The sequence below is a fragment of the Anabaena sp. UHCC 0204 genome (assembly GCF_009711975.1).
GTDB lineage: Bacteria > Cyanobacteriota > Cyanobacteriia > Cyanobacteriales > Nostocaceae > Dolichospermum.
This window is the reverse complement of sequence record NZ_VIKW01000019.1, coordinates 58,173-78,153: the sequence shown is the minus strand read 5'-3', so window position 1 is coordinate 78,153 and position 19,981 is coordinate 58,173. Positions and strand designations below refer to the sequence as shown.

Genomic DNA, 19,981 nt, shown 5'->3' with positions numbered 1-19,981 from the left:
CAGGGAACAGATAAGAAACACTCATTTGGACTAGTTTAAAGCTCAGTCAAAAAAGGATGTTTTTAAAAGATGACGAGCAGCGAAAAAACAGTGTCATTATTTTCATCTCATGTTTAACTCAAACATGAGTTTTTTCTGTTCCCTGTTGCCCGCGATGCACTGATCTGGCGATACCCTGAGCTTATCAAAGGGTCGAAGTGTTCCCTGTTGCCTCTGAATTTGGCAGTAATTAAAAATTTACAGGGGACAAGGATGATTATCCTGATTATTTCTTGTCTCCACAAGCCTGAATTTTTGTCCGCCTAACAATATTTAGATTTGGATTGTTAAGTATGGGGTTTGCTCCCCTGCCCCTTTTCTTTCCTTAGCTCTAAACAATAGTATTGTATAGTAGTCTTACTATATACACAAGTTTATGGTATTGGTAAATACTCAACTATAATGACAATACGGGAGGATGGGAAGCCTCTGTCCAATCTTGTAGGTGAGAGAAGAGGGAAAAGAGCAAATCAGTGTATATTAGAAATAAGTTCAAACAAAACCGTTCGCGGAGTATGCTGTAAGCATAATTGCTGGTTGGAAATTAAATAGCACTGACTTTGAGCAATCAAAGAACCAGGGAACACTCAGTTTTCAAGCTCAGTCAATGTCCCCGTTGAGGAGTAGCTCAAAAACCCACATTCATCTGTAAGACAGTGTGCGGAGTATTTCACCATTCTGTATGCGTTTGCCCTGTCCACTTGTTTCGAGCAATATAAAATCTAAAGTTGTTTTTCTGTAAAATAAAGAGTGCCGCTTACTAAGGCTAAAGTAATAAACTCCTATGAGTGATCAAAATCCCTACGAAAAACTTGGGGTATCAGAAGATGCAAGCTTTGATGAAATTCAGGATGCTCGGAATCGCCTGTTGGAACAACATGGTGGTGAGGGTAATAACCTAGAAGTAATTGAAGCGGCTTATGATGCAATTCTAATGGAGCGCCTACGGATGCGCCAAGAAGGTAAAATCAAAGTACCTGAGCGGATTCGGTTTCCAGAAATGCGAGTTCCATCTTCTCCCCAAGCAAGTCCAACTCTTAGTCAGCAGTCTCCTGCTTGGTTACAACGGAGTTTGGATCAGCCGACATTACCAGATGTATTGTTACCAGGAGCTTGGTATCTGGGTTTAAGTGCAATTAGTTTGTTTTATGCTGGTGGCGAGCAAATTCTCCAACTAGCATTGGTAGTTGGGGTGGGTGTTGGTGTTTACTTCCTCAATCGCAAGGAAGGTAAATTTGGTCGAGCAGTTTTATTCACGTTAGTCAGTTTAATTACTGGCTTAATTGTTGGGGGTTTAATTGCTGGCTTGATATTACCAGTACCATTGATAAACGTGACAGCTAATCAGTTTTCTACGCTGTTGACTTTTATATTAATGTGGTTAGTAAGTAGTTTTTTACGTTAAGTAGTGGGTAATTGGTTGATGGCCGATTACCCATTCTGGTTTGAGCTATTTACTGGTTGAGGATAAACGCTACAGCGGTTTTTAAATCTGGCATAATTAGGTCGGGTTGATAAGATGCTAATTGTGTGCGATCGCGGATACCAGACTCAACTGCAATAATTTTAATATCATGTTTTTTGGCCGCAGCAATGTCGGCTTCGGTGTCTCCTACCATCCACGTATCAGCCGCAGGTGGTAGTTCCGCTAATGCTCTCGTCATTAATAAAGGTTTATCTTCCACATCACGGGTTTTTACATAGTCGTTACTCAGACAATAACGGCGGTTTTCTGGGAAAAATTCACCTAAATTGTGTTGATTGAAGGCATAATCGAGTTCTCTTACCCGTCGCATCGTCATCACGGCTAAATCAACACCGGCGGATTTAATTTGGCTGAGTGCGGCTAATGCCGTCGGGATCAGGGCATCATATTGGAAATAAGGTAAGGTGTGAACCGTTTGTTTACGAATTTGGGAAAATTGTTGCCCTTGTTGGGGATCTAAACCTGATTTTAAGGCAATTTCGATTTCGGGAGTGTGCGATCGCTTCAATTGCCAAAATTCGGCTTTAGAAAGTTCTGTAATTGTTTGCTCAGAATATCGGGTTTTCTCTAGACATAACTGATAAACACGGTAGTACCGTTCAGAAACGTCCATAATTGGACCGTCAAAGTCAGTAATTAATCTCAGCATCAGCAAATAATGTTAGCCATATAAACTTAACAACAATAACAGATATAGCAGTATGTATTTGAATGAGATACATCATAGCCCCTTCCTCGCTTGCGGGGTGGGGGTTGGGGGTGGGGTTCTTGTATCTCACTCAAGCGAGAACCGCTATAAGGGTTTGCTGGATTTTTGATGCTCAACAAAATTATATTGATAATCTTTAACGTGCTTGGCAGTAAGCAATTGTATCTGTAGATGGCAAGCAACACACCATTTTAGTAGCAAAAGGCAAATTTTAAAACTTCCCTCCTTTTGAATAAAACTTAATGCCAATCTGACTATACTATTATTCATATTAGTTGAGATTACTTCAAAACTAATAGCTACAGTCAATGTTTGTTACATAGAAAAACCACGAATTATGAACAACAAACTATTTACTAACATATCTATTCAGGAACAAGAAAATACTTCAGGTGGTGCTAATTTTCCTGCTCCTGCTATTGATAATTTTCTTGATGTTATTCCCATACTAGTTAATAATTCATTACCCGAAATACTCCCAAGCTTCGTTTATGACTTACCTATTCTTGGTTTCTTTGGTTTTTAGTTAATTAGCAAAAATCAAGCCTCTAGAAACAGTTCTAGAGGTCTTTTTTCGTTACAATTACCGCAGAGCTAAAAATTCAAATCATCTCACGGTATTTCAACAATAGACAATTATCAATTACCAATGATCAATTGGTCAAGTTGTCTCCGTAGATTCTGGTTGAGTTTTAGCAATCAAATGATTAGAGATGTTTTTGATGAGAGATTTTATTTTTTTTGGAAGTCCCTTAATTATGTTCTCTTAAGATTTTGCCCAAGTGGGAGTGGATGGACGCGCAGTAGCGATCGCATGAAAGAATGCAAATAGCCTGTGACTGGCTTGATTATAATCTCGGTATTTTTGGAAATCGAAAGCCCGTAATTCTTTTTCTATGACGTTTTCGACATCAGCCGCTAAATTTAACCTCCCTTCATTGAGATAACATTCAGTTAAAAATAGCAGTTTCTCAACATTAATATCGTTGGTTTCCCATTGAATATCAACAGGAAACTCATAGTTTTTGGCTAATGTTCCACCACTGTAAACATTTTGTATGAGTTTATTGCCCATAATATATTTAACTTTATGGGTATCAACCAATCCTAGCAAATCATCAGCAGTTGGCTTCAACCCCAGACGACGACGGAATACAGAATCAATAATTTCATACTTACTATTATCTGAAAATACCGTGACAACAACTGTTGCAATTCCTTCTGTATCACCATAACATCCGATGATGTTTTTACTTTTTTCATCGTGAACAAACAAGATATCCATATTTAACAACTAAATTAATGATAGGGAATCGAGTTTATGAAATTTTCTCAGGTGAGACTGACAATGCAAAACTCAATACCGATAATCTATCAGATTTTTTTGTAAAAATGAAGTATTTATTCAAAAAAAATAAACTTTCTATCAATAGGTTAATCTTAGATTAACTACAAATTAAAATCTATTTCCCTAGATAGATGAAAGTGCAAATTTTATTTTGCTCAATATTAAAGATGGGTAAAAAGATGGGTAAAATAAAACTAAATAATTGGTAATTGGTGACTTGTCCTGAGCGTAGCCGAAGGGTTGGTGATAAAATCTCAGTTTTAATCCTATTCATCCTTTAATCCTGGACATCGTGATAGCGCAGCGTGGCGTTAGCCATTTCTGACAATTTCTTTTACATTAATAACTGTAATTGTGAACCTTGCTGGTTTTTACTAACTTCAATTCGGGCTTGAAAGGCTTCTTTGAGGTGGGGCATATGAGTTACAGTGAGGATACAGGCAAAATCAGAAGATATGGCGTTAATTGCGGCTATTAAGCGATCGCATCCTTCCCCATCTTGTGTACCAAATCCTTCATCTACTACTAATAATTGTAATGATGCTCCGGCTCTTTGGGCTAATAATTTGGCTAAAGCTAAACGAATGGCAAAGTTAATTCTAAAAGCTTCTCCACCGGAATAAGTTTCATAGGATCTTGTTCCTCTAGCGTCAGCAATTAAGATATCTAATGTATCTATTAATTTAGCATTTTTCTTGCTAGATTTGCCACTACGTCCCGCCTTTTGGGTGATAAATTGGACGTGAAATTGATTTGCACTCAATCGAGAAAGTAATTGATTAGCTTCTGCTTCTAGTTGAGGTAAAATATTTTCAATCATTAAGGCTTGAATGCCATTTTTACCAAAAGCTTGAGCTAATTCCTGATAAACACGCTGTTGTTGTTTGCAAGTTTGCAATTGTTGTATTTCTTGTTCATATTGATTTTGCAAAGTTGCTAATTGCAACGCCATTTGTTTTAATTGTCCCAACTGAGATATTTTATGATCTAGTTCCTGTCGCCGATTTGCTAATTGTTGTTCTAAAATATTAATTTGGGCTGTTGGGTTAGCACTATCGGACAATTGTTTAACAATATCATCAATTTGTTGAGTTAATATTTCTCGTTCTTTAAAGATTTTTTGCAAAGATTCTTCTAAGTCTTGACATTTATTTCTTAATTGGGGATATTGTTCTTGGGCTGATAATAGTTGTTGATGCCGTAATTGCCAACCTTGCCCTTGACGGACACCTTGACGCAGGTAATTATGTTGTTCTGAACTATAACCAATTTCGGCAATTTCCTGTTCTAAATTAGTGATTTCTTTAGCGCAATCAGAGTCAGTTTGTCCCTGTTGAATTTGCAATTGTAATTGGGCAATATTCGCTGTTAATTCTGGTTTTTTAGTTGTTAGTTGTGATTGGCGTTTTAAGGCATCCTTAATTTGTCCTTGTTTAATTTCTGCCCAGCGCCATCTTTCCACCTCATTCCGGGCGAGAGCGTGGTCTTGTTCGCTATAATTAAGCTGTTGGAGATATTGATCTAATTCTTGAATTTCCGCTTGTTTTTCTGGTGCATAATTACCAGTTTCTAAACAAGTTTCTAAATGTTGTTTTTCGGAAATAATTTGCATTAACTGTTCTTGCACATCACTTGTAGCTTGTAGCTGTGCTGCTAATTGTCCTCTTTGTTCTCGCAAGGAATCATAACCAGATAACTTTTGGGATATTTCCCGATATTCTTGTCTGAGTACCTGAATTTCCCGATCTGAAACCGCCATTTGTTCCCGTACTACCCAAAATTGTCCTTGGGTATCTTGATATTCTAATTGGGTTTTTTCAACAACTTTACTCCAATGATGTTCATCTAAAGGACGTTCACATAAAGGACAAGTTGCATCGGGATTTTGTAACATTTGCAATTTTTGTTCTAGTTCTCCCAACAACCTTTCATAATCTCGTTGGTGAGCTTGCAAACGTTCAATAAAATGTCGTCTTTCCTGTCCTTTTTCCTGGACTCTTTGCAGATAAACGCGCTTTTTTTCTAATTCTTCAATTTGTGTTCCTACTTCGATGACTGCTTGTTGTAATTTAGGTTGACGATGATGTTGATTTTGTAGTTGCTTTTCTGTTGCTTGCATTTGTTCCAATCGCGCTACTAAACTTGCATGAGTGCGATCTAATTGATTTTGCAAACTTGCCCTTTGTTGTAATAATGGAGTTACTTGCATTTGCAATTGATCTAAATTTGTCAAATGCTGACGGGCGTTATTTAATTGTGATAAAGCTGTTTCTATATCTCCAGATTTACTCAAGGTTTGGGAAATTTCTTGTTCTTGTTGTTCTAAAGCTGCTAATTGAGCTTCTGCTTGTTGAAATTGGCGTTCTAAATCTTGAGTTTGTTTATATAGCTGTTGTTGTTTTTGTTGTTTTAAATTTGTAGCGCGGGTATGTTGTTCAAACTTAGCTGCAAAGATTTCTTCTTGGGATTGCAGATTTTGATATTGAGTATAACCAGCTTGGATATCAGTTTGTTGATTGATAATCTTTTCTAAATCTGTTAATTGGGATTTTACAGATAATCGTTCTTGTTGCAAGCGATCGCTATCTTGACTAAGATGATCATATCGTTGCCGTACAAAATTTAATTGTTGTTCCCAATTTTGCCGTTGATGTTGGATAACTTGCAAACTTTGTAATTGAATCTTCTCAAAAGCTTGCACCTGTTGTAAATCATTCAGTTGTGCTTCCAACTCAGCGCGTCGGCTTTCCGTTGCTTCCCGTTGTTGGAGTTGAATTTTGATATTTTCTAAAGAGTTTTCTAAATCTTCTCCTCTAATTCGATAAATTTTAGAATTATCCTTTGCGCGTTCTTCCAACTCATCATACTGATTTAGTTTTAATAACTCCGCTAAAATTTCCTTGCGTTCAGCGGGACGTTTGAGCATAAATTCATCGGCTTTCCCTTGACGTAAGTAAGCCGAATTAATAAAAGTCTCATAATCTAGCTTGATATGTTCGAGAATGACATCCTGGGTGGCTTTTAAGCCCTTTCCAGTCAACGGACGAAACCCAGCAGGAGTTTCAATTTGAAATTCTAAAATACTAGTTCCACCTCTTACCCGGTTGCGAATTACCCGATAAGTTTGCTGACCACTTTGGAAAGTGAAATCAATTCGGACTTCTTTCGCACCAGAATGAATCACATCATCTTCAATAGTAGCGCGGCTTTCACCCCAAATTGCCCAAGTGATAGCTTCTAAAAGAGAAGATTTTCCCGCACCATTAGAACCACAAATACACGCCGTATGCAAGCCGCTAAAATCTAAAGCTGCATCACGGTAACTGAGAAAATTTTTAATGATAAGTTGAACTGGGATCATTCAGGCTATAGTGCCACATTTACAATTTTGATCGTTAACAGTACAGATGCACTTAATTTTTAGTTTAGCTATCTAGCAAGCAGGTTTCTAGTCTTGAAGACATCAATTTTACAAAAATTTACAATAGACATAGGAGTGAAAATTAAATATGCGTGGTTTAAACCAGGGATTTTCGGCTCTACAATTTTTGTTGGAGATGTCTATTTGGTTATTTATATGCTTTCTCGAACATTTTTAAATATTGTTGTTAAAAATGACACTCGTGTAGCTATGCCCAAAATTAACCAAGAGAAACTAAACAAAATTTTAGTTTCACTTCCCCCATTTGAAGAACAAAAACGCATTGTTTCCAAAGTAGATAAATTAATGAAACTATGTGATGAACTAGAAACCAAACTAACACAAACTCAAACAGAGAGCGAAAAAATCATCAATGCTGCTGTCCAAAAATTATTAACGGTGTAATTGTCAGAATCAGGATGTCCAGGATTAAAGGATTAACAGGATGAAAAATACCTATGGGTTAATAAACTTCATTGAAATTATAAAATTCACTCAAAACTATTCCCATTCAAGTGAGGTACAAGAAGAAAGAATTAACCGCAGATGAACGCAGATGAACGCAGATAAATTTGTACCTCGTTAGACTAGAAAATGCTATAATTCTTTCTCTTGATTATGAGTATTTCAAGAAGTTGTACAACTATATTGTATAATATTCTATTTTTGTTGTCAAAATTGCTGGTGATAAATGTGGGGTGTTACGGTTAATTCTTACCTCTCAAACTTCCAAATATTTGCACAGCATACACCCTACTTAATATTTACTTTCTCTCATACAATATATATATATCATCCCCTCACCCCAGAAACCACCATGACACAAATTACCCTTTCTGAACTTCCCCAAACCCTGCAAACCTTAATTAACCAAGCTAAAAAAACAGGTGAACCCCTAACCATTACAGAAAATGGTATTCCCTTGGCTATCATTTCTCCTATTAAGAAAAAATCCCTTCTGCAAACACTTTCTACCCTTGAACCACTAGACGAAGATTTTGCAGATGCAGATATAGATGCAGGACTATTACCCTTAGATAATATCGATTTTTAACCATGAGTTATTTATATTTATTAGATACAAACATCCTTTCTGAACTGATCAAAAATCCCAGAGGTGTAATATTTTCCAAAATTCAAGAAGTAGGAGAAGATAAAATTTGTACAAGTATTATTGTAGCTTGTGAGTCAAGATTTGGAGCGAGAAAGAAGAATTCCCCAAAATTGATAGAAAAACTAGAATTAATTTTGGATAGCATAGAAATACTACCTCTTACTCATCCTATTGAGGAATATTACGCAGAAATTCGTACTTATTTAGAACAACAAGGAACACCAATCGGCGGTAATGATTTATTAATTGCTGCCCATGCAATAAGTTTGAATCTAACTGTAATTACAAACAATGTCCGTGAATTTTCCCGTGTCCCTAATTTGAAAGTTGAAAACTGGCTTAAAAGCAATTGAAAATCTGGCAGAACATCTCTACAAGAGTCAGTTTCATTATCAAGTGATGTTCTAACTACCCTGTCCATGGCTATATGAGTAATATTTCCCCAGAAACTATCCCAGTTAATCCACGTCATCCTACATATCACATATTATTATGGCAGCCCTACGATGAGTCATCCTATCCGTTGGCAATCTAGCACTGCTGCACTCATGGCCATAGCCATTACAACAGGTGCAGCTATCCCTTTAGTATCCTTTGCTCCGGCTCTTGCTCAAGGATACAATCTGAATCAGTCTCGAACAATTAGTATTCGCTCTGGTGCGACTTTACCTGTTACTTACGAAAAAGAGAAAGTTATTGTTAAACCTGGTGAAACATTACCCCTAACTCTGAGAATAGCGGATAATATTACTGATAGCAACAGAAATATTTTAATCCCTATAAATACTGAAGTGATCGGTGAATTACAACCAGTTAACTTAAATAGCACTTATTCCAGAGATAGGGATACTGAAACTAATCAAGGTGTCCGCTTTGTAGCTAGAGAATTAATCTTTCCTTCTGGACAACGACAACAGATTTTTGCTAACTCCCAAACAATCACCCAAACAGAAACAATTAGTGAGGGAGCAAGCACTGGAAAAATATTAACTGATGCTGCTATTGGTGCGGGTGCAGCTACTGTGATTTCCTTGCTGACAGGTAATAAGAAAATTGAAGTTTTAGAACCTGTTGGTGGTGCAGCAGCCGGGGCTTTGGCAAGTGTATTACTAAGGAAAGAAAAATCTGATGTTTTTGTTCTCAGACCAGATACAGATTTAGCGATTACTCTCACTTCCAATTTAGTTATAAATCGTCAATAAACTTAATTGCTGTTAAGTGTGAATTTAATGATCTGAATAAAGCGATGCTTACATAAATCATGGTGAGCGATCGCTTTATTTTTGTACGTTTATTGTCCAATAGAGCTTAAAATAACTATCTGGGGAACTTTTTTACTGCTTACTTTTTCAAGTCTGTAACCAAAATTAGCTACTTCAACCTCTAGAGGTATACAGAAATCAATAAAAAATGCTATATTAGATTATACATAGTCTTTCTAGACAAAACGTTAATTAACTACTGCTAACATCGAAAATAATGGGAACTATCTATTTTTACGATTGTCTGTATTATTAACCACAAAAAAATAAATTTAGAGGCAGAGAATAAATGGTTACTTTCAAAAATTGGCAATCAAAAACAGCATTAGTAATGGCTTTGAGTATTACATCTACTGCTGTTATTCCTTTTGTTATCACTACTCCAGCTTTTGCTCAAACCTCTTTCAATGATGTGCAATCTAACTATTGGGCATCACAATTTATTCAAGAATTATCAAGACGGGAAATTATTGCTGGTTTTCCTGATGGTAGTTTCCGTCCTGAAGAAGCAGTAACCCGCGCTCAATTTGCGGCTATGTTGAATAAAGCCTTCAATAAATCAGCCCAACGACAAGGCATCAGATTTAATGATGTAGCTACCAATTTTTGGGCATATAATGCTATTCAACAATCTTATGTTACTGGTTTCCTCTCTGGCTATCCTGGCAATCGTTTTGAACCTAATCAAGCAATTCCCCGTCAACAAGTTTTAGTTTCTCTTGCGAATGGTTTAAACTATTCTCCTAGTGCCAATATTAATAGCATTCTCCAAACTTTTAATGACGCTTCTAATATTGCTGACTATGCCCGTAGTCCTATAGCAGCCGCTGTGGAAAGACGCATGGTTGTCAACTATCCTAATGTCAATTTCCTCAACCCAACTACCAACGCAACAAGAGCGCAAGTAGCAGCTTTTATTTATCAAGCATTAGTTAGTTCTAACCAAGCTTCCGCTATAAATTCTCCCTATATTGTGGCTTTACAAACTACTCCCACACAACCAACATCTGCAACTATACCCCAAGGAACTACAATTCCTGTTAAGTACGAAAAAGCTGAAAAAATTCTTGTCACCAAAGATGAAACAGCCCCTTTAACTTTAATGACATCTCAAAATATCATTACTCAAAATGGTACAGTGATAGTTCCTGCTGGTAGTCAAATTGTTGGTGAACTTAAACCGGCTCAGGGGGGTTCTCAATTTGTTGCTCAAAAATTGATTTTAACATCAGGTCAAGAATATCAAATAAGTGCTACTTCTAATGTAATTACTAAAACTGAAACCGTTAGAAAAGGAACTAGCACAAGTACAATTATCAAAAATACTGCCCTTGGTGCAGCCGCAGCCGCAGCCGTCTCTGCGGTGACAGGAGATAGAGCTATTGCGACAGAAGAAGTTTTAGGCGGTGCAGGAATTGGGGCATTAATTGGTTTATTCTTTGGGAAAAGTAGTGTTGATTTAATTGCTATTGAACCTAATACAGATTTGCAATTGACAATGAATCAAGATTTGCCCATTACAGTTAGGTAAAAACTGACAAATTAACTATCTAATCAACAGTCAACAACCAAATTATAAAAGTAGTTCCTGGGGTATGAGGTAAGGTGATAACTGAGTTAATTGCCGGACTAAAAGCCTCTATGTTTCCCTGCATTTCTGCTATTAACTGTTTAGCAATGGATATTCCTAAACCAGTCCCAGGAATTTCTGTTTGTGCTTGTACGCCTCGGTAATGTCTTTCTCCTAGATGTTCTAAGTCTTCAGGGGGAATACCAGGACCATTATCACTAATAGCAATTCCTTGAAAGTTACCTTTTTTTTGCCCACATTGGACTAAAATTTTCCCACCAGCGGGAGTATATTTCAAAGCATTATCTATAATATTACTCAATACTTCCCGTAAAGCCTTTTCATTCACTTTAACTAAAGGCAAATGGTGGGGAATTTCTGTAATTAATTGTAAGTTTCGTTCTTGAGCGATCGCTTGAGCCGATATTAACAAAGGCGCTAATAAATCGGCAAGGGAACAATCACTTAACTTTTCTCCTGTTCCGGGTAATAATAACGCAGGTTTAGCTGGCTTCTGCACATTTTCATTCATAACTACCTGAGACTCTGGTAGGGGACGGGGTGCTAAATCTGCTGTATTTAAATCAATGACCTGATCAAACTGTTGTAATAATTCTTGTAAGCGATCGCTCTCCCGGACTATACTAGTAGCTACTTCACGATTAGTATCAGCAGGAAGCATTCGCTTAAATAGTAATTTACCGAAGGTGCGGATAGCAGTTAAAGGGTTACGAAATTGGTGCAAAAGATTATCTAATAAATCCCGTTGTTCCTCTTGCAGAATTTGTTCTTGTTGGAGTTGGTGTTGCAACCATGCCTGACGTTGGTCTAAAATGCAAGCGATCGCTAATGTTTTAGCAATCCGTTCAATGTCCCCCTCTTCCCGTTCATTCCATTCCCTGTCGTCCCTTGCAGTCACCAATAACCCCATCATTACACCCTCATAAATCAGCGGTAAAACAATTTGGTTATTGCTGAGTAAATATTCATCTTGTAAACTTTGTTTTCCAGTTGCATCGGATTCCGGTGATGGATGCGAAGATACGGAAGTTGGTTTTAACAACCTTCTTTGTTGATTTGGTAACGCCAAAACATTAGCAATCCCTATGGAATAACCGTCCTGTGTTTCACCATATTCATCACCATGGGTTAATACCATCGTTTCCGGATACACCATTACCGGAATCAGTCGGGCATCACCTGTGGGTTTTTCCACCAATTCTTGTGTTAAATAAACTACACTAAAAGACGCTCCCATTCCTTGGGTTAGCAGGGCTATTTGCTCTCGACAAAGAGCAAGAAAATCAGAACTAGCAGACATTAGCATGAGTTCAGGAATCTAGAAGGTCAGAAAACATGAGAAAGGTTATTAGCTATCTAGTGTAATCTGGGAATGGGTTAAGAGGCAAAAGGAAGGCAAGAGATACAGAAGCAGAAATTTTTTAATTTTTAATTCTTAATTTTTAATTGTTTTTCCCTCAGTTGTATCAAAACATTAAAACCCATTGATTTTTTAAGATAGAACTTATATAATGACGACGGATTTTGTAGCCAAAACTACAATCTATAGCTTGAAACAGGAGGACAATAGGTTGGCAAGGAGACGTAAGCGGAAGAGTCGTCGCAGACAAGAAGGACGACGGATACTTGAACATATTCCTCAGTACAGCATTGAAAGTGGCGAAGATAAACCTGTGACAGCAGCAAGAAAATTCATTCAAGCTGAAGGTATTTTGCCACCCGCGCTGCTACTAGTAAAGCGTAATGAACATACAACAGACCGTTATTTCTGGGCGGAAAAAGGTCTGTTTGGCGCTCAATACGTAGAAGAGAATCATTTCTTGTTTCCTAGCCTCAAGGTTCTAGAACCGTCTACAGCACAAGAAGCTGTGGCTATGGCTAGTAGATAAACAACAAATGACCATCATATCTCTTAACTGTTACTTCTGACTCTGACAATAATTAACTGGCCATTTTGACCTGTTTATTCAAAAATTCCATTTTTTTTAATTTTGTGGTTGAATCTGCCAGTAGGGTTTAAACAACTTCTCTCAAGTCAACGCATAATCAATTTCTCATAAACCTAATTTGGTTATATGAGTCAATTCATTATCAGCTTATCCCGCAGAGAATAGTGACAGAGCTAGGAGAATCCAAAAACGCAGCATGAATTCATGCTCTCACTAACTTGGACTACTAGCAAGCTCTGTCAACCAAATTAAATTTTTCCTTTCTCCCTACTGCCTATTTGCTCAAAAGTTTAGTCAGAAGTCTAGATTAATGTAGATAGCGATGGTTTTCATCCCCAACAATCAATCAAGTGTCAAGCGTCTTTAGCTGTAATGCCCTTTGTAACTCAGCAAGTTCATCTCTATGGGCAGTAACAGTAATTGTACTTGAGAAGTTTTGTCCACTGCGGATATTTTCCATCTTTAGTGACACCTTCTCAAGTCTTCCAGATTTTTTCCAGTACAACAGACCACTTAAAGGCGCAAACAGGATTAATAACAGAAAAAACTGCCCAAAATCAGGAAAAAGCATTGATAAAACCAATGCTAGACAACCTAAACCCACCGCTGCTAGTAAAGTCAAAAACACAGTTAAAAACCAGCTAGGTCTAACAAATCCCTCAAAAGTGACTTGATTTTTAGTCGAATCTACTGCTAATACTCGATAAGCACGAGAGCGAAAATATTCCTTTAATGAACTCATTAACGTTTCCTCACCCTGCTCTGAAACCAGTCGCATTACTTCTATACGATCTTTAGTTGAAGCGCGGATAAAGAAAAACAAACCAACTGATAACAGCAAAGTTAACAGGAAAGTAGATTGCGAAACAGTAGAATCCATAACGAATTTTTACGTCTGAAATTTTTAGTAGACTTAAACCATTATCAATTATTCTGGAATCAGGTAACAGACAACAGACAGAAGTTGTTTTTTAATCTTTAACATTTAATTTTTATATGTCACAAAACTCCGAAACCCCATCATCTAATCTTAGATTTATAGCCCAAAAATTTCGCCTAGCAGGTTGGATTAGTTTCTGGATTCAGTTAGTATTAGGTGTGGTTTCTGGGGTAATTTTACTGCTATATGCTATTTCTAGTCAAAGACCAGGAAGCCCAGCGAACAATCCGGGAACAGGATTTGGCCTTTTCTTAGCAATTTGCGGACTAATTACCTTGGGTGTGGGCATTTATTTGGCTTTCCGGTACACCAGAATTTCCAAAGACCTCCAATCTAGCAATCCTAATAACCGCCCTCGTAAAAGCGAGACTGTGCAAGTCTTACGTTTAGGAATATGGGTAAATTTAGGAGGAATTCTCTTTACACTATTGGGGGCGCAGGCCATAGTTGGTAGTTTAGCAGCCAGAGCGATTACCCAAACCCAGTTTTTATTCGGTACTCAAGGCAACCAACCGTTTATTAGCGGTTTAGATATGTTTGTAGTCCAAGCGAATATCAATACTATCTCAGCCCACTTTTCTGGGCTTATAGCTTCATTATTTCTGCTGAATCGCATTACTAAATAGTTTGGTAAAAGGTAGAATTGCTATTATCAATCATTGAAAAGAGGTAATTCCAGAATAAATCCTGGTAAAACATCTTCTCCTAATAAAGAGGTTGGTAATGATATTATTTCTACAGATTGATTGAGACGATAAATTTCTACTTGTTGATTTTGCGGATCAATTAACCAACCTAAACGTAAACTACTATTTAGATATTCTTGCATTTTATCCTGTAATTGACTCAAAGAATCGGTACGAGAACGCAATTCTATAACAAAATCAGGACAAATTTTAGGGAATTTTTCCTGTTCTTCAATGCTTAAAGATTCCCAACGTTCATTAGCTATCCAAGCGACATCAGGGGAGCGTTTACCACCATTAGGTAAAGTGAAAATAGTGGAAGAACTAAAGACTTTTCCTAGCTTAGTTTTACGATTCCAAATTGCAACATCAGCATTAAATTCTGATTCTCTATTTCCACTAATTGCACCCACTGGAGGCATAATTATTAATTCTCCTTTAGCAGTTTCTTCTAGTTTCCAATCTTCGTTAGTGTGACAGAGGTGATAAAATTGTTCATCACTTAAACCAACTTTTTTAATATTTAAAATTACTGATTCAGATGTGATCATAGCTGATAATCTCCTTCAAGGGTAGGGAATGGATAAAGTAAGGATTCAGGTAAGGGCGAAGCATTCGGGCGATAAATTATCGGTTTTTACCCAAGGTTATAATCCGAATGCTTCGCCCCTACACCTTCCACAATATTTTCTTGATTTTCCACTTCTCATTATTATTGTAGCAATTTATAATTAAACGCAGATAAATGCAGATAAACGCAGATGAAAAATGGATGATTTGATCAATTTTATGATTCTGTGCTGTTGAATCACGTCAATCAAGTACAATTTACCAAAACCAACCAAAACTTACCAATGCTGGATATTAAACAAATTAGAGAAAACCCCCAACTGGTACAAGAAAAGCTGAATACTCGTAGTGGTAAATACGACATTCAGCCTATATTAGATTTGAGCCAAAAACAACGGGAACTAGAAGGAAAACGCAACGAACTTCAAGCCCGGAGTAATGAAATTGGTAAACTAGTTGGACAAAAGGTAAAATCTGGTGTTAATCCTCAAGATCCAGAAATACAAGCCTTAAAGGATGAAGGAAACAGCCTCAAAACCACATTAAGCGGATTAGAACCCCAGGAAAAAGAGTTAAAAGCGCAAATTCAAGAATTACTCTTAGCACTTCCTAACCTACCCAGTGATTCTACTCCCATAGGTGCAAGTGAAGACGATAACCCAGAAGTGAGAAGATGGGGAGATGAATATATACCGGAAAATCAGAATATTTTACCTCATTGGGAAATTGGGGAAAAGTTGGGTATTTTGAATTTTGAAAGAGCGGTAAAAATTGCCCAAAGCCGGTTTGTGAGTTTGATAGGTGCGGGTGCAGCTTTAGAAAGAGCGTTAATTCAATTTATGCTTTCTAAGCATATTGAAAATGGGTATATAGAAATTAGTCCACCGTTGTTAGTTAATACAGATTCTTTAACCGGAACAGGACAATTACCCAAGTTTGCAGAAGAAAGTTTTAAATGTGCAGATGATGAATTGTGGTTAATTCCCACTGCGGAAGTTCCGGTTACAAATTTTTATCGGGGAGAAATTATCAACGCGGAAGATTTACCGATTTATCACTGTGCATATACGCCATGTTTTCGTCGGGAAGCAGGAAGTTATGGACGGGATATGCGGGGTTTAATTCGGTTGCATCAATTCAATAAAGTTGAGTTGGTGAAGTTAGTAAAACCGGAAGATTCTTTTGATGAATTGGAGAAGTTAGTAGGAAGTGCAGAATCTATTTTACAGGGTTTAAAATTGCCTTATCGAGTGATTAATTTATGTACTGCTGATTTAGGTTTTGGGGCAACGAAGACCTATGATTTAGAGGTTTGGTTGCCATCTTCTGGGAAGTATCGAGAGATTTCTAGTTGTTCTAATTGTGTGGATTTTCAAGCAAGAAGGGCGGATATTCGGTTTAAGGAAGCAGGTAAGAAAGGGACGCAATTTGTGCATACTTTGAATGGTTCTGGTTTAGCTGTGGGAAGGACTATGGCGGCGATTTTGGAGAATTATCAGCAACCAGACGGGACGATTAAAGTACCGGAGGTTTTGCAGGTTTATTTGGGTAGGGAGGTTTTGTAGTTTAGGGGTTTTTGTAGAGGCGTTTTGGTTGCGTCTCTACGTAACTTTATGTAATAAGCAGTAAAATTATGCAAATAAATGTTACAATTTTAATATCTATGAATTAATAATTGGTTACTATAAAATTATAGTTTGAAGTTATTTGATATACTTGCTTTTTCACTCGACCATAACATACTCTAAGGTGCATTAAATGTCTATTATAAACCTGAGTGTCATTCTAGTATTAAATATTATTTATTGGATATTTTTTGGGCGTGATCCTAAAGTTATTGGAGTATGTATTTGGAGAGCATTAGGTCTTTCTATACCCACATTTATGGGAGCAATTATAGGGATTGTTGAAATATACCACTTTTTATTTTTATATTTAAAATTTTTATTTAGTCAAGTCCCAGAACCTCACGTAGCATTATTAGCAGTCCTATTATTTTTAATATTATCTTTGATAATATATCTAATTTTTGTAGGATTATATTTACTAATTCTGAAAATATTTTGGAGCAATCCTCCTAAATGGCTTAGATTTAAGAGTTGGAAAACAGTTCTTTTAGGTTTTGTTATTTCTGTTTTTGCTACGTTACCTGCTGCAATAACTTATGGACCATTTCTTGTATTAATTCCCAGTAGTGAATTAATTATAGAAACTTTGATAGATAAAGGTTATGAAGCATCAGATATTATAGGTGGGATGTTTTTAATTTGGTTCTTGTTTGCAGTTGAGTTATACCATGCTGAGTATAAGTTTAAGAAATGGTATCTTTCAAGAAGAAAAATAAATAATTAATAGCTAGTAAGGTGCATTAATGAAATGTAACGCACCGTTTTCTATTAAAATTTAATTGTCAGAATCAGGATAACCAGGATTAAAGGATTAACAGGATAATATTTGATTTTGATATTCTGGGATATTAAAATTAGTGCAACTTCTGAAAATATAGATGAATATTAAAAAACCATCCTGTACATCCTCAAATCCTGGATATCCTGATTCTGACAAAATACAATTTATGAAGATGTAGATGAATATTAAAAAACATCCTGTACATCCTCAAATCCTGGACATCCTGATTCAGACAAAATGCAACTTCTAAAGATTTAGATGAACATGAAAAAATCATCCTGTACATCCTCAAATCCTGTGCATCCTGATTCTGACATTTTTTTAAATTCTATGCTATTATTTATTATAATAATGTAATCTCAAAAAAAGATTATGATTTCAATTAATCAAGCACAACAGCAACTACAGAATTTAATTGATTCAGTTAATCAATCTCATCAACCTATTATCATTGCAGGAGAAAATAACAACGCAGTATTATTATCTGAAAGTGACTGGAAATCTATCCAAGAAACACTATATTTACTTTCTATTCCAGGAATGAGAGAATCAATTAAAGAAGGATTAGCAACACCGATTGCAGAATGTGATGGGGAATTAGAGTGGTAAATTGGAAGTTAGTTTATACTAAACAGGCTCAGAAAGATGCTAAAAAATTATCTGCAAGTAATTTAAAAGATAAAGCACAAACTTTACTTGATATTATTCAGGTCAATCCGTTTCAAAATCCTCCACCTTATGAAAAGTTAGTAGGAGATTTAGAAGGTGCATATTCACGACGAATTAATATTCAACATCGTTTAGTATATGAAGTGATTGAAGATGAAAATACTATCAAAGTTTTACGAATGTGGACACATTATGAGTAGTATTTTTCTGTCTGAATCAGGATAACCAGGATTAAAGGATTAACAGGATTATATTTGATTTTGATGTTCTGGAATATTTGAATTAGTGCAACTTCTGAAGATGTAGATTAATATTAAAAAACCATCCTGTAAATCCTCAAATCCTGGACATCCTGATTCTGATAAATAATGTTAAAAATTCTATTAGCGGAAAATGGTCAAAAAAGATAAACTGATTGAAAAATTAACAAATAGCCCCAATAATGCCAAATTTAGTGATATTCGTAAACTGTTAGAATTAGATACTTTTCTATTAGATAGAATTACAGGTAGTCATCATATCTTTATCAAAGATGATATCATTTTAGTAATTCCCGTACATAATAATCGGGTAAAATCAGTTTATGTTAAACGAGTATTAGAATTAATAGAAGGAGCATAATCATGAATTATCCCATAGTTGTTTATCCCTGTGAAGAAGGCGGTTTTGTAGCTGAAATTCCAGCATTAAAGGGATGTTTAGCACAGGGAGAAACTTTAGAAGAAACATTACAAGAATTGATCATTGTCAGAGATTTATGGTTAGAAACAGCAGAAAAACATGGTCAAAAATTACCAGATGTTGAACGTGCTATTTCTCAAGTTAAAGCACTCAGTAATGTATAATTAACTGTCAGAATCAGGATATCCAGGATTAAAGGATTAACAGGATTATATTTGAGTTTGATATTATGGGATATTTGAATTAATGTAATTTATGAGAATGTAGATTAATATTAAAAAACCATCCTGTAAATCCTCAAATCCTGGACATCCTGATTCTGAAAAATTTGGTATAATTAATATGAGCATTTACTAATTGAGTAAACTATGAAAACACTAGACATAAAAGTAACTATAACAAATGATGGTAAATTATTAGTCAATTCTTCTGTAGATATACCAATGGGAGAATATAACGCTGTTATTGTATTAGAAGATCGCCCAATTGAACATCATCTACAAACTTCTGTGCAAAATGCTCAGGCTATTTTTAGAAAATATATTCCTGCTAGTAGAAAACTTTCTGAAGAATTAATTCAGGAACGAAGAGAGGAAAGTTTGAATGAGTGAAGTTGTTTTAGATGCTTCTGCTATTTTAGCTTTGCTTAATCAAGAAACTGGTAGCAAAGAAGTTTTAAATTTTATTGGTAAAGCTGCAATTAGTACAGTGAATTTATCCGAAGTTATAGCAAAATTAGCTGATGCAGGAATACCGGAAGAAGATATTAGACAGATTATTTCTGATCTCAATCTTGAAGTTATTAATTTTAATGAAGAACAAGCTTTAAAAGCAGGAATGTTGCGCCCAATCACTAAATCAATCGGGCTTTCATTTGGTGATAGAGCTTGTTTAGCATTAGGTATTATTCTTAATCAGCCTGTTCTAACAACTGATAGGTTGTGGGGTAGTATTAATGTGGGGGTTGAAATTAGATTATTACGTTAGGCGTTAATGAAATGTAATGCACCGTTTTTTATTAAAATTTAACTGTCTGATAGCGTAGCGTGGCGCAAGCCATATCAGGATAACCAGGATTAAAGGATTAACAGGATTATATTTGAGTTT

The 19,981-nt window shown here is 36.1% G+C and carries 23 protein-coding genes; 17 read left to right on the top strand and 6 right to left on the bottom strand.

The annotated features are described in order from the left end of the window. Nucleotides 1-823 precede the first annotated feature (823 nt). Entirely contained in the window at nucleotides 824-1,444 is a 621-nt protein-coding gene (locus FJR04_RS16220) for a CPP1-like family protein (RefSeq protein ID WP_168496586.1), read from the top strand. Between the two features lie 49 nt (nucleotides 1,445-1,493). Here FJR04_RS16220 and FJR04_RS16215 read toward each other — a convergent pair whose 3' ends face one another. Further along, nucleotides 1,494-2,174, bottom strand: coding sequence for an HAD family hydrolase (locus tag FJR04_RS16215; protein ID WP_168496583.1), 681 nt, complete (start codon nucleotides 2,172-2,174; stop codon nucleotides 1,494-1,496). Between the two features lie 397 nt (nucleotides 2,175-2,571). Here FJR04_RS16215 and FJR04_RS16210 point away from each other — a divergent pair, with 397 nt between their 5' ends. Further along, nucleotides 2,572-2,760: a hypothetical protein gene (locus FJR04_RS16210; RefSeq protein ID WP_168496582.1), complete on the top strand. Its 189-nt coding sequence runs from the start codon at nucleotides 2,572-2,574 to the stop codon at nucleotides 2,758-2,760. A gap of 240 nt (nucleotides 2,761-3,000) precedes the next feature. Here the strand turns inward: FJR04_RS16210 and FJR04_RS16205 are convergent, their stop codons facing one another. Then, nucleotides 3,001-3,519, bottom strand: coding sequence for a hypothetical protein (locus tag FJR04_RS16205; protein ID WP_168496580.1), 519 nt, complete (start codon nucleotides 3,517-3,519; stop codon nucleotides 3,001-3,003). A gap of 397 nt (nucleotides 3,520-3,916) precedes the next feature. Continuing rightward, complete coding sequence (gene sbcC, locus FJR04_RS16200) at nucleotides 3,917-6,943, bottom strand: exonuclease subunit SbcC (protein WP_168496578.1); 3,027 nt, start codon at nucleotides 6,941-6,943, stop codon at nucleotides 3,917-3,919. A 93-nt stretch (nucleotides 6,944-7,036) separates the two neighbouring features. Between sbcC and FJR04_RS16195 the strand changes: the two genes are divergently transcribed. The 5 genes from FJR04_RS16195 (at nucleotide 7,037) to FJR04_RS16175 (ending at nucleotide 10,910) form a co-directional block, all read left to right on the top strand. After that, complete coding sequence (locus FJR04_RS16195) at nucleotides 7,037-7,408, top strand: restriction endonuclease subunit S (RefSeq protein WP_168496576.1); 372 nt, start codon at nucleotides 7,037-7,039, stop codon at nucleotides 7,406-7,408. A gap of 412 nt (nucleotides 7,409-7,820) precedes the next feature. Beyond that, nucleotides 7,821-8,057 (top strand): type II toxin-antitoxin system Phd/YefM family antitoxin, encoded by a 237-nt coding sequence (locus FJR04_RS16190; protein ID WP_168496574.1) that lies wholly within the window; start codon nucleotides 7,821-7,823, stop codon nucleotides 8,055-8,057. 2 nt (nucleotides 8,058-8,059) lie between these two features. Beyond that, a complete protein-coding gene (locus tag FJR04_RS16185; protein WP_168496573.1) occupies nucleotides 8,060-8,470 on the top strand; it encodes a type II toxin-antitoxin system VapC family toxin in 411 nt (136 codons plus the stop codon). 153 nt (nucleotides 8,471-8,623) lie between these two features. Continuing rightward, nucleotides 8,624-9,319, top strand: coding sequence for a conjugal transfer protein TrbI (locus tag FJR04_RS16180; protein WP_168496571.1), 696 nt, complete (start codon nucleotides 8,624-8,626; stop codon nucleotides 9,317-9,319). Between the two features lie 349 nt (nucleotides 9,320-9,668). Next, nucleotides 9,669-10,910, top strand: coding sequence for an S-layer homology domain-containing protein (locus tag FJR04_RS16175; protein ID WP_254445304.1), 1,242 nt, complete (start codon nucleotides 9,669-9,671; stop codon nucleotides 10,908-10,910). A 19-nt stretch (nucleotides 10,911-10,929) separates the two neighbouring features. Here FJR04_RS16175 and FJR04_RS16170 read toward each other — a convergent pair whose 3' ends face one another. Then, nucleotides 10,930-12,276, bottom strand: a complete 1,347-nt coding sequence (locus FJR04_RS16170; RefSeq protein WP_168496569.1) for an ATP-binding protein — start codon at nucleotides 12,274-12,276, stop codon at nucleotides 10,930-10,932. 265 nt (nucleotides 12,277-12,541) lie between these two features. Between FJR04_RS16170 and FJR04_RS16165 the strand changes: the two genes are divergently transcribed. Continuing rightward, the gene (locus FJR04_RS16165; RefSeq protein ID WP_168496567.1) at nucleotides 12,542-12,859 is read left to right on the top strand and encodes a DUF3155 domain-containing protein; all 318 of its coding nucleotides are present in this window, start codon (nucleotides 12,542-12,544) and stop codon (nucleotides 12,857-12,859) included. Between the two features lie 406 nt (nucleotides 12,860-13,265). Here the strand turns inward: FJR04_RS16165 and FJR04_RS16160 are convergent, their stop codons facing one another. After that, on the bottom strand, nucleotides 13,266-13,799 hold the full coding sequence (locus FJR04_RS16160) for a cofactor assembly of complex C subunit B (protein ID WP_168496565.1): 534 nt from the start codon (nucleotides 13,797-13,799) through the stop codon (nucleotides 13,266-13,268). 116 nt (nucleotides 13,800-13,915) lie between these two features. On the opposite strand from FJR04_RS16160, the gene FJR04_RS16155 reads away from it, so the two are divergent. Continuing rightward, entirely contained in the window at nucleotides 13,916-14,485 is a 570-nt protein-coding gene (locus FJR04_RS16155) for a DUF3611 family protein (protein ID WP_168496563.1), read from the top strand. Nucleotides 14,486-14,511: 26 nt separating this feature from the next. On the opposite strand, the gene FJR04_RS16150 is transcribed toward FJR04_RS16155, so the two are convergent. Further along, complete coding sequence (locus FJR04_RS16150) at nucleotides 14,512-15,096, bottom strand: Uma2 family endonuclease (protein ID WP_168496561.1); 585 nt, start codon at nucleotides 15,094-15,096, stop codon at nucleotides 14,512-14,514. A gap of 303 nt (nucleotides 15,097-15,399) precedes the next feature. Here FJR04_RS16150 and serS point away from each other — a divergent pair, with 303 nt between their 5' ends. The 8 genes from serS (at nucleotide 15,400) to FJR04_RS16110 (ending at nucleotide 19,861) form a co-directional block, all read left to right on the top strand. Then, nucleotides 15,400-16,680: a serine--tRNA ligase gene (gene serS, locus FJR04_RS16145; protein ID WP_168496559.1), complete on the top strand. Its 1,281-nt coding sequence runs from the start codon at nucleotides 15,400-15,402 to the stop codon at nucleotides 16,678-16,680. Nucleotides 16,681-16,873: 193 nt separating this feature from the next. Next, entirely contained in the window at nucleotides 16,874-17,467 is a 594-nt protein-coding gene (locus FJR04_RS16140; RefSeq protein ID WP_168496557.1) for a hypothetical protein, read from the top strand. Between the two features lie 429 nt (nucleotides 17,468-17,896). Then, entirely contained in the window at nucleotides 17,897-18,133 is a 237-nt protein-coding gene (locus FJR04_RS16135; protein WP_168496555.1) for a type II toxin-antitoxin system Phd/YefM family antitoxin, read from the top strand. Further along, nucleotides 18,127-18,393, top strand: coding sequence for a Txe/YoeB family addiction module toxin (locus FJR04_RS16130; protein ID WP_168496553.1), 267 nt, complete (start codon nucleotides 18,127-18,129; stop codon nucleotides 18,391-18,393). The genes FJR04_RS16135 and FJR04_RS16130 overlap by 7 nt, the downstream gene beginning before the upstream one ends. Nucleotides 18,394-18,586: 193 nt before the next feature. Continuing rightward, nucleotides 18,587-18,814 carry a type II toxin-antitoxin system HicA family toxin gene (locus tag FJR04_RS16125; protein WP_168496551.1) on the top strand — a complete coding sequence of 76 codons (228 nt, stop codon included), beginning with the start codon at nucleotides 18,587-18,589 and terminating at the stop codon, nucleotides 18,812-18,814. A gap of 2 nt (nucleotides 18,815-18,816) precedes the next feature. Beyond that, the gene (locus FJR04_RS16120; RefSeq protein ID WP_096572027.1) at nucleotides 18,817-19,038 is read left to right on the top strand and encodes a type II toxin-antitoxin system HicB family antitoxin; all 222 of its coding nucleotides are present in this window, start codon (nucleotides 18,817-18,819) and stop codon (nucleotides 19,036-19,038) included. 204 nt (nucleotides 19,039-19,242) lie between these two features. Then, nucleotides 19,243-19,485 carry a hypothetical protein gene (locus tag FJR04_RS16115; protein ID WP_168496549.1) on the top strand — a complete coding sequence of 81 codons (243 nt, stop codon included), beginning with the start codon at nucleotides 19,243-19,245 and terminating at the stop codon, nucleotides 19,483-19,485. Continuing rightward, the gene (locus FJR04_RS16110; RefSeq protein ID WP_168496547.1) at nucleotides 19,478-19,861 is read left to right on the top strand and encodes a PIN domain-containing protein; all 384 of its coding nucleotides are present in this window, start codon (nucleotides 19,478-19,480) and stop codon (nucleotides 19,859-19,861) included. The genes FJR04_RS16115 and FJR04_RS16110 overlap by 8 nt, the downstream gene beginning before the upstream one ends. The last annotated feature ends 120 nt before the right edge of the window (nucleotides 19,862-19,981 follow it).

Excerpts from the sequence above, each read along its gene's own strand:
- FJR04_RS16160 (WP_168496565.1), bottom strand. The coding sequence starts at position 13,799 with ATGGATTCTACTGTTTCGCAATCTACTTTCCTGTTAACTTTGCTGTTA.
- FJR04_RS16175 (WP_254445304.1), top strand. The coding sequence starts at position 9,669 with ATGGTTACTTTCAAAAATTGGCAATCAAAAACAGCATTAGTAATGGCT.
- serS (WP_168496559.1), top strand. The coding sequence starts at position 15,400 with ATGCTGGATATTAAACAAATTAGAGAAAACCCCCAACTGGTACAAGAA.
- sbcC (WP_168496578.1), bottom strand. The coding sequence starts at position 6,943 with ATGATCCCAGTTCAACTTATCATTAAAAATTTTCTCAGTTACCGTGAT.
- FJR04_RS16220 (WP_168496586.1), top strand. The coding sequence starts at position 824 with ATGAGTGATCAAAATCCCTACGAAAAACTTGGGGTATCAGAAGATGCA.
- FJR04_RS16180 (WP_168496571.1), top strand. The coding sequence starts at position 8,624 with ATGAGTCATCCTATCCGTTGGCAATCTAGCACTGCTGCACTCATGGCC.
- FJR04_RS16185 (WP_168496573.1), top strand. The coding sequence starts at position 8,060 with ATGAGTTATTTATATTTATTAGATACAAACATCCTTTCTGAACTGATC.
- FJR04_RS16170 (WP_168496569.1), bottom strand. The coding sequence starts at position 12,276 with ATGCTAATGTCTGCTAGTTCTGATTTTCTTGCTCTTTGTCGAGAGCAA.
- FJR04_RS16115 (WP_168496549.1), top strand. The coding sequence starts at position 19,243 with ATGAAAACACTAGACATAAAAGTAACTATAACAAATGATGGTAAATTA.
- FJR04_RS16120 (WP_096572027.1), top strand. The coding sequence starts at position 18,817 with ATGAATTATCCCATAGTTGTTTATCCCTGTGAAGAAGGCGGTTTTGTA.
- FJR04_RS16135 (WP_168496555.1), top strand. The coding sequence starts at position 17,897 with ATGATTTCAATTAATCAAGCACAACAGCAACTACAGAATTTAATTGAT.
- FJR04_RS16155 (WP_168496563.1), top strand. The coding sequence starts at position 13,916 with ATGTCACAAAACTCCGAAACCCCATCATCTAATCTTAGATTTATAGCC.
- FJR04_RS16125 (WP_168496551.1), top strand. The coding sequence starts at position 18,587 with ATGGTCAAAAAAGATAAACTGATTGAAAAATTAACAAATAGCCCCAAT.
- FJR04_RS16205 (WP_168496580.1), bottom strand. The coding sequence starts at position 3,519 with ATGGATATCTTGTTTGTTCACGATGAAAAAAGTAAAAACATCATCGGA.
- FJR04_RS16110 (WP_168496547.1), top strand. The coding sequence starts at position 19,478 with ATGAGTGAAGTTGTTTTAGATGCTTCTGCTATTTTAGCTTTGCTTAAT.
- FJR04_RS16190 (WP_168496574.1), top strand. The coding sequence starts at position 7,821 with ATGACACAAATTACCCTTTCTGAACTTCCCCAAACCCTGCAAACCTTA.
- FJR04_RS16140 (WP_168496557.1), top strand. The coding sequence starts at position 16,874 with ATGTCTATTATAAACCTGAGTGTCATTCTAGTATTAAATATTATTTAT.
- FJR04_RS16215 (WP_168496583.1), bottom strand. The coding sequence starts at position 2,174 with ATGCTGAGATTAATTACTGACTTTGACGGTCCAATTATGGACGTTTCT.
- FJR04_RS16150 (WP_168496561.1), bottom strand. The coding sequence starts at position 15,096 with ATGATCACATCTGAATCAGTAATTTTAAATATTAAAAAAGTTGGTTTA.
- FJR04_RS16210 (WP_168496582.1), top strand. The coding sequence starts at position 2,572 with ATGAACAACAAACTATTTACTAACATATCTATTCAGGAACAAGAAAAT.